Annotated in this window: 4 protein-coding genes; 2 read left to right on the forward strand and 2 right to left on the reverse strand. The window is 36.8% G+C overall.

Going from position 1 to position 2,957, the window contains the following annotated elements; genetic code table 11:
- Positions 1-96: 96 nt before the first annotated feature.
- Entirely contained in the window at positions 97-738 is a 642-nt protein-coding gene (gene gerD, locus AC1Q59_RS24675; RefSeq protein ID WP_492368514.1) for a spore germination lipoprotein GerD, read from the reverse strand.
- Positions 739-887: 149 nt separating this feature from the next.
- Between gerD and AC1Q59_RS24680 the strand changes: the two genes are divergently transcribed.
- A complete protein-coding gene (locus AC1Q59_RS24680) occupies positions 888-1,520 on the forward strand; it encodes a KinB-signaling pathway activation protein (protein ID WP_492368515.1) in 633 nt (210 codons plus the stop codon).
- 9 nt (positions 1,521-1,529) lie between these two features.
- On the opposite strand, the gene pdaB is transcribed toward AC1Q59_RS24680, so the two are convergent.
- On the reverse strand, positions 1,530-2,282 hold the full coding sequence (gene pdaB, locus AC1Q59_RS24685) for a polysaccharide deacetylase family sporulation protein PdaB (protein WP_492368516.1): 753 nt from the start codon (positions 2,280-2,282) through the stop codon (positions 1,530-1,532).
- Between the two features lie 139 nt (positions 2,283-2,421).
- Here pdaB and AC1Q59_RS24690 point away from each other — a divergent pair, with 139 nt between their 5' ends.
- Complete coding sequence (locus tag AC1Q59_RS24690) at positions 2,422-2,652, forward strand: hypothetical protein (RefSeq protein WP_492368517.1); 231 nt, start codon at positions 2,422-2,424, stop codon at positions 2,650-2,652.
- Positions 2,653-2,957: the final 305 nt, after the last annotated feature.

The raw sequence follows: 2,957 nt of genomic DNA on the forward strand, positions 1-2,957 counted from the left end.
AGCCTGTGAAATTTTACTCGTTGTAAAATTTCACAGGCTTTTTCATTTCAGAGGAGGGTTTTGTCCCAGCCTCTTTTTATAGTTTACGGCCTTTTATTAACCGCCGCCACCTCCGCCTCCGCTTCCTCCTCCGCTTCCTCCTTGATCTCCACCGCCGCCAGTATCACTTTTTGCTCCGCCTTTATCTCCACTTTTTGTCTCTTCAGCAGCTTTAAGAAGGATATCTTGAATCTTTGCTTTATACAGAGGGCTATCTAATGTTTCCTGGATCACCTTTTGCAGGTGTTCGCGGTATTCATTGCTTTTCAATATTTTTGATGTTTCTTTTTCAAGTTCAGGATCCTGGAGAATTTCGACCATCATTTTGCGGTATTCTGGATCCTTCATTAAGTCCTTTATAAGCTGTTCATTTTCTTTCTTCATGCTTTTTGCAATGCTTTCAGCAAATTTAGGATCCTCGAAGCTTTTTTTCCAAAACTCGCTTCCCTTTTCAGAGGTTAGCGTCTTTTCAATGGTTTCTGAAACAATAGCCTGATCCATAACGAGCTGCTGTTTCATCTTATCATCTGCCATTAATTCCTTAATCGCCTTTTTCCCATCATCGGTTTTAAGTATGTCAACAACCATCTTTTTTGTTTGTTCATAATCAAGATGATTCCCGCCCGATTCACTTTGGCCGCAGGCTGAAATAATCATTACCATTAATAATGGCAGGAGCAGGCTGAAATACTTTTTCATATAAAAGCTCCTTTCAGGGTTTTCCTTAATTTTAGAATGAAGAAAATCAGCAAATATTATTCGCAATGAAATGCAAATCCTAGATTTTTCAATTACGTGTTGGTACAATCATAGGAGTGAATCTTAACTTATTATGGGGGAAAAATAAATTGACTAGCCGGAACTGGGTAAAGTTATTTTTATCGACACTTTTAGTTGGTGGCGTTACCACTGGAATTGTCGGATTTATTGTAAGATGGAGTGAGTTCAAACCGCTATTTACTGATTTTGACTTTTTGGAAATTCTATCTGTTCTTATTTGGCTAATTGGTGTAGGATTTATCTTTAGTCTGATCAGTCAAGCGGGTTTCTTCGCCTATCTGACTGTTCACCGATTTGGCCTCGGATTATTTAAATCCCTATGGAGTCCTGTACAGGTCATTCTCATATTGTTTGTCTTGTTTGATTTAGTTTACCTGCGCTTTAGCACATTTGCTAAAGAAGGAGAAAGTATTTTACCATATGTTGGTATAGCTTTATTTATTTTGGCGGTTGCATTAGCCGTAGCAGCATATAAAGTGAAATTGACAAATAAAGGTGCTTTTATTCCTGCCGTTTTTTTTATGATCGTTGTAACAACCATTGAATGGGTACCAACCCTAAGGGTTAATGATGAGAGCTGGCTTTATTTAATGATTTTTCCGCTGCTCTTGTGTAATGCGTATCAGCTGTTAATTTTGCAGAAGCTTAATGAACAATCAAGAATACGAAGAGAAACGCTTGCAGAAAAGCCGTCCAAATAATGGACGGCTTTATTTTATCTCTTCAGTTTTTGTTTTTGCATTTGCTATCATGTCAGATACGTTCACAAGCTTTAAGCCTTTTTCCCTTAATTCTTTCAGAATCGGAGGCAAGGCTTTGGCTGTTTGTTTTGCTGAATCAGAAGCATGCATCAAGATGATATCTCCCTTTTTTGCCTTAGATACATTTTTGATGATTTTCTCGGTCCCAGGGTTCATCCAATCCTTTGAATCAATGCTCCAGTGTACAACTGTATAACCCAGCCTTTCTGCTACTTTTAAAGTTTTTTGATCGAAATGGCCAGTTGGAGCTCTGACAAGCTTGATTTCCTTTACGTTTAACTTTCTGAATGCCTCCTGAGCTTTAGCTAGATCTTGTCTGATTTTTGCTTCCTCGAGCTCAGTATAGTCTTCGTAATTATACCCAAGAATGCCTATTTCGTATCCTTCTTTAACAATCCTTCCCACAAGATCTGGGTGACGTTCAGCCCAAGAGCCAGAGAGAAAAAATGTTGCTGATTTTACATTTTCCTTTTTCAGCGTATCGAGAATAGGTTCGGCCTTCTCATCGCCCCAGCCAATATTAAAAGTTAAGGCGACATCCTTTTCTCCTTTGTATATGGCCTTTGGTCCGTCTTTTGCAGAAAATACCGGCATTTGCACAATATTGCCGATGTACAAAAACCATGCAGTAAAGAAAGCTGCAACAATAATCATAATAAACTGTTTAATCGACTTTCCATTCATTACAAAAAAGAATTTCATTACTTTCACCTCGTCCATCAAGCAATCCCTTGTCACCATCCTATGCTTGTACTTCGGATAAAAGAATCAAAAATAAACTCATAAAAATATTCAAATGGAAAATACTACAAAAACCAAAATAAATAAAAGGGGTCTTTATATGATTGGAATGTTGATAAATGAAAAGGAAGTAAAGGAAATGCAATATTTAATTAAAAGAGAAATGGATGAAATATTATTTGATTTGCAGGATGACAGAATTGATCATATTGTTAAAAAGGCAATGGAAGAAAGATATAAGATTTTATTTTCTTTATTTAAAAGGGTGGCAGAACCAAAGGAGTGCCTAATGTATGCTCCAGCAAAACCTCGTAAAGAACAAAAGGGATAACGTTTTAAAAAAACGAAAATAGATGTTGACTTCAGTATGTAAAGTTGATATATTAATAAACGTCGCTGATGTCATTCAATAATTCAGCTAAAAAAATGGTTGACATTGAATCAGACAGATGATATATTAATAAAGTCGCAAATGAGCGACAATAAAGAAATTAGTTCTTTGAAAACTAAACATAACAGAAACGCCAACGTAAATTATTTGTCCCGTTGGGACTAAAAAAATGAGCTATATCAACTCTTTATTGGAGAGTTTGATCCTGGCTCAGGACGAACGCTGGCGGCGTGCCTAATACATGC

Source organism: Cytobacillus sp. MT66 (assembly GCF_058792595.1).

Bases quoted from the DNA above. Each gene is read 5' to 3' on its own strand.
- gerD (WP_492368514.1), bottom strand. From the start codon at position 738: ATGAAAAAGTATTTCAGCCTGCTCCTGCCATTATTAATGGTAATGATT.
- pdaB (WP_492368516.1), bottom strand. From the start codon at position 2,282: ATGAAATTCTTTTTTGTAATGAATGGAAAGTCGATTAAACAGTTTATT.
- AC1Q59_RS24690 (WP_492368517.1), top strand. From the start codon at position 2,422: ATGATTGGAATGTTGATAAATGAAAAGGAAGTAAAGGAAATGCAATAT.